Origin of the sequence: Thermomonas sp. (assembly GCF_029945965.1) — a bacterium.
In the GTDB taxonomy this organism is placed as follows: Bacteria; Pseudomonadota; Gammaproteobacteria; order Xanthomonadales; family Xanthomonadaceae; genus Thermomonas.
In genome coordinates this window covers 1-4,136 of sequence record NZ_JAQSDO010000011.1, presented here as the reverse complement: position 1 = coordinate 4,136, position 4,136 = coordinate 1, and the positions used below count along the sequence as shown (strand labels likewise).

Genomic DNA, 4,136 nt, shown 5'->3' with positions numbered 1-4,136 from the left:
CGATCCAAAAGCGCCTGCACCCTATAAAGCCGCGCTTCGCTCGCTTCAGATCGAACTCGTCACGGTTCAAAGGCACGTCATCAAGCACGGTCACAAGGTGCTCGTGATATTCGAGGGCCGCGATGCGGGCGGAAAAGACGGTACGATCAAACGCATCGTCCAGCATCTCAGCCCACGCGAGACGCGTGTCGTTGCGCTCGGCAAGCCGTCCGAACGGGATCTCGCCTCCTGGTACTTCCAGCGCTACGTGCACCATCTTCCCGCGGCGCAGGAAATCGCACTGTTCAATCGCAGCTGGTACAATCGCGCAGGCGTCGAGCGCGTGATGGGATTCTGCACCGACAGTGAGTACGAGAATTTCCTGCAAGGAGTGCTGCCGTTCGAACACATGCTAATTGCCGATGGAGTTCAAATCCTGAAGTACTATTTGGACATCGGTAAAGAAGAGCAGAAGAAGCGGCTTCGGGAGCGTCGAGACGATCCGTTAAAGCAATGGAAGACAAGTCCGATCGACGAGGTCGCGGTAAAGCACTGGGCGCAGTACTCCGAGGCCCGCGACCAGATGCTCATGAGAACGTCGAGCCCTATCTCACCCTGGATCGTCGTTCGTGCCGACGACAAGCGCATCACCCGTCTCAATGTAATACGCGACCTTATCGCCCGCCTCGCATGCCCGGAGACTAACAAACATCTCGCTGTGGCCGATCCCAGTATCGTTTTCACTTATGACGAAGCCCGCGCCAAGGCCGGGTTGCTTGCAGCGGAATGAACATGGAAGGCACAGGAGAATCATCATGAGCGTGAAGACGATCATATCGATGACGGCCATCGTTGCCGGATCAGGCTTGTTTCTCGCCGGAACGGCGATGGCACAAACGACTGCGGCCCCAGCGTCGCAAGACGGCGTCAGCCAGCACCACAAGGCGCTGTATCAGCTCATGAAAGATATGAACCAGGAAATGGGCACGATGACCGAGCAGATGGGGCGCAGCGACCTTACTCCCGAGCAGCGCACGCAAATGGCCAAGCGCATGGAGGCCATGTCGTCGATGATGCATCGTATGTCAGGGTTCGAAGCTATGCCGGCAATGATGGCCGCCGATCAGAAGGGCCAGATGGAACAAATGCGCAAGCATATGGACGAGATGATGCGCGATTCAAAGATGATGCCGGGATCCAAATAACAGGCGGAAACGCTACCGGCAATGGCATGGCGGCGAATGAAACCTCACTTGCCGCCGACTTCGGCTCGCCGGTAAGACTCCTTGGAAGGTCGGCAATGCCGCAGGACATAACCCAGGACGGCGACCGCGACTTAGTCCTCAACAGAGAGTGCTTTTGCATCACGCTGGACAGCGCCGGCCTGCAGGCCGCGATTCGGGCCGAGGCGCAGGACCCGGACCTCGCCGCCGCATTGCTCGAAGCGCGGCCTCACCTTTTTGCCAGCGCGCCCGTGTTTCTCTCAAGTCACGATCTAGCGGCCATGCTCGACGTCGTTGACGCGATCGAGGCGGCAGCCAAGGCCCCGGCCTATCAGGAAGCTGTTCTGGCCTGGGCGCCTGCGATCGCCGGCTATGACTTCGGTCCGCGCGGGGTCTTCATGGGCTACGACTTCCATCTGGGCGGGGACGGACCGAAACTCATCGAGGTGAACACCAACGCCGGCGGTGCCTTCTTGAACGCCTTTCTCGCGCGGGCTCAGAGCGCCTGCTGTCGCGAAGCCAAGGACGCAACGCGGGCAGCCCTGCTTGGCGAATTCGAGCCCGCCGTATGGCAAATGTTTCTCGCCGAGTGGGCGTTGCAGGGTCGCTCCGGCCAGCCGCGGACGATCGCCATCGTCGATGACCGGCCGCAGGAACAATACCTGTTCCCCGAGTTCCTGCTGGCGCAACGCTTCCTCGAACGACAGGGCCTGAAGGCATGGATCGTCGATCCCGCTCAACTCCAGTTTGCCGAAGGCCAGTTGCGGTACCTGGGAGAGACCGTCGATCTCGTCTACAATCGGCTGGTCGATTTCTCCCTCGGGGCCGGCGGGCACGAAGCCTTGCGTGAGGCCTATCTTGCGGGCGCCGTAACCGTCACGCCCAACCCCCGCAATCACGCGCTGTTTGCCGACAAGCGGAACATGAGCCTGCTGTCAGACGCGGATGCAACGGGCAGCTGGGGGATATCGCCACGTCATCGGCAAAGCCTCTCGGCCGTGCCGCGAACCATGATGGTCGGGATAGAAAACGCAGAGATGCTGTGGTCCGAGCGCAATCACCTCTTCTTCAAACCGGCTGGCGGCCACGGGGGCAAGGCGGTCTATCGCGGCGACAAGATGACCCGCCGCGTCTGGACCGAAGTACAGCAAGGCGGCTATATCGCCCAGGAATTGGCCATCCCGACCGAACGTCGAATCAAGATCGATGGTGCAATCCATTCGTTGAAACTGGATGTGCGTCTCTACGCCTACAACGGGTTGCCGCTTCTAACCGCGGCGCGCGTCTATCAGGGACAGACGACGAACTTTAGAACACCCGGCGGCGGCTTTGCGCCAGTTTTCATTGTCTGACTGGACCCACATGTGCGCATGGCGCGTTCGCATATCGGTGCAATCTCTACAACTTGGGGCGAAACGACGATGATGAGCGGTGGCGAAAGATGGGTTGGGGAATTGGCGGGTTCGGGTGAGTTGGCATTCTCCTAGTCTGTCTTCTCGTTGTAGGCATCGCCTATGTTGCGCTCCGCGGCCGAAATTGACGATCGCTGGGCACACAGACCTAAGCGCGCTGCCTGGAACAAATTCGCCGATAGCGCGTTGCGATAGTGGGAGAATCTGCACGAATTGTTTTTGAGCGAGGGCAACGATGATGAACCATTTCGACGGATGGGGATGGGGAATGCAGGCTGGCGCCAAGCCAGCGACGGCGCCCGAGCGTCTCGCCCGCTACGAGAAGACGCTGGTTGCCCGGCTCGAGATCGTTCGCGTCCTGAAGGGCGCCGTCGAACCGCTCTACACGTCGCTCAGCGACGAGCAGAAGAAGACTGCCGACGAGCTGCTGATGGGTCCGATGGGGATCATGTGATTCCTGAGGTAGCCCGACCCACGGGAACCATCAGATGAACAACAGCGCCGACGTCCCTTGGTGGCGAACGAAGTCCGCGATCGCCCTGGTAGGCTTTGCCATGGTCGCCGGGTTCTTCCTGCTGAGCGAGCATCGCGCGCATGTATTCGGCGTCCTGCCGTTCCTGCTGATCCTCGCCTGCCCGTTGATGCACCTATTCCACGGGCATGGCGGGCATCGTGGACATGGCAAGCACGATCGCCCCGGCGACCACAGTCCGGAGGAAAAGCGATGACGCACGAGGCGCTGCCCGCCTACGGCCTGTGGACGCTCGTCGTCCTGAACAGCCTCGTGTTCATCATCTTCGCTTTCAGCTTCACCAAACCGGACACGCCGCGCGACTGGCGCTCCTTCGGTGCTTTTTCCGGCTTCATCGTCGCCTTGTTCGCCGAGATGTACGGTGTGCCGGTTACGATCTACCTGCTGTCGGGCTGGCTTGAGAGCCGCTATCCGGGGCTCGATCCGCTCTCGCACGATGCCGGGCACCTGCGGTGGACGATTTTCGGCATGAAAGGAGATCCGCATCTCGGTGCCCTGCACATCGCCAGCAACGTCCTGATCGCCGGCGGGTTCATCCTGCTGGGCGCCGCCTGGCCGGTCCTGCATGCGGCACGGCGCGAGCATCGGCTGGCAACCAGCGGCATCTATGCCCGCGTCCGGCATCCGCAATACATCGGCTTCATCGCGATCATGCTCGGATTCCTGCTTCAATGGCCGACCTTCCTGACGCTCGCGATGTTTCCCATCCTGGTCGCCATGTATGTGCGACTCGCACATGCGGAGGAGCAGGACGTCCGGCGCGCATTCGGCGACACCTATGACCGCTATGTAGCCCGCACGCCGCGCTGGATTCCGAGACTGCTCGTTGCTGCCGCCACCGACTCCCGCCACCAATGAAGTAGGGGTACTCGATCATGACCATCCGATATTGTTTGGCGCTGGTATTTGCGGCCGTCGCCCTGGCGGGTTGCGGACCCATGTCATCGGGATCCGTGAAGGATCTCAACATCCGCGACTGGGTCGGACACA

The 4,136-nt window shown here is 60.8% G+C and carries 6 protein-coding genes; all 6 read left to right on the top strand.

The annotated features are described in order from the left end of the window. Window positions 1-769 (top strand): polyphosphate kinase 2 (ppk2, locus tag PSV05_RS05095; RefSeq protein WP_300062466.1); only part of this gene is annotated, 769 nt, incomplete at its 5' end. Window positions 770-794: 25 nt separating this feature from the next. Beyond that, window positions 795-1,184 (top strand): hypothetical protein, encoded by a 390-nt coding sequence (locus PSV05_RS05090; RefSeq protein ID WP_300062463.1) that lies wholly within the window; start codon window positions 795-797, stop codon window positions 1,182-1,184. Between the two features lie 26 nt (window positions 1,185-1,210). Further along, window positions 1,211-2,554 (top strand): hypothetical protein, encoded by a 1,344-nt coding sequence (locus tag PSV05_RS05085; RefSeq protein ID WP_300062460.1) that lies wholly within the window; start codon window positions 1,211-1,213, stop codon window positions 2,552-2,554. Window positions 2,555-2,852: 298 nt separating this feature from the next. Continuing rightward, on the top strand, window positions 2,853-3,068 hold the full coding sequence (locus PSV05_RS05080; RefSeq protein ID WP_300062457.1) for a Spy/CpxP family protein refolding chaperone: 216 nt from the start codon (window positions 2,853-2,855) through the stop codon (window positions 3,066-3,068). A 34-nt stretch (window positions 3,069-3,102) separates the two neighbouring features. Next, window positions 3,103-3,342 carry a DUF2933 domain-containing protein gene (locus PSV05_RS05075; RefSeq protein WP_300062454.1) on the top strand — a complete coding sequence of 80 codons (240 nt, stop codon included), beginning with the start codon at window positions 3,103-3,105 and terminating at the stop codon, window positions 3,340-3,342. After that, a complete protein-coding gene (locus PSV05_RS05070) occupies window positions 3,339-4,004 on the top strand; it encodes an isoprenylcysteine carboxylmethyltransferase family protein (protein ID WP_300062451.1) in 666 nt (221 codons plus the stop codon). Before PSV05_RS05075 ends, PSV05_RS05070 begins: the two co-directional genes overlap by 4 nt. Window positions 4,005-4,136: the final 132 nt, after the last annotated feature.

What these genes read in the sequence shown, in the direction of transcription:
- PSV05_RS05070 (WP_300062451.1), top strand. Translation starts at nt 3,339, where the DNA reads ATGACGCACGAGGCGCTGCCCGCCTACGGCCTGTGGACGCTCGTCGTC.
- PSV05_RS05085 (WP_300062460.1), top strand. Translation starts at nt 1,211, where the DNA reads ATGGCGGCGAATGAAACCTCACTTGCCGCCGACTTCGGCTCGCCGGTA.
- PSV05_RS05080 (WP_300062457.1), top strand. Translation starts at nt 2,853, where the DNA reads ATGAACCATTTCGACGGATGGGGATGGGGAATGCAGGCTGGCGCCAAG.
- PSV05_RS05075 (WP_300062454.1), top strand. Translation starts at nt 3,103, where the DNA reads ATGAACAACAGCGCCGACGTCCCTTGGTGGCGAACGAAGTCCGCGATC.
- PSV05_RS05090 (WP_300062463.1), top strand. Translation starts at nt 795, where the DNA reads ATGAGCGTGAAGACGATCATATCGATGACGGCCATCGTTGCCGGATCA.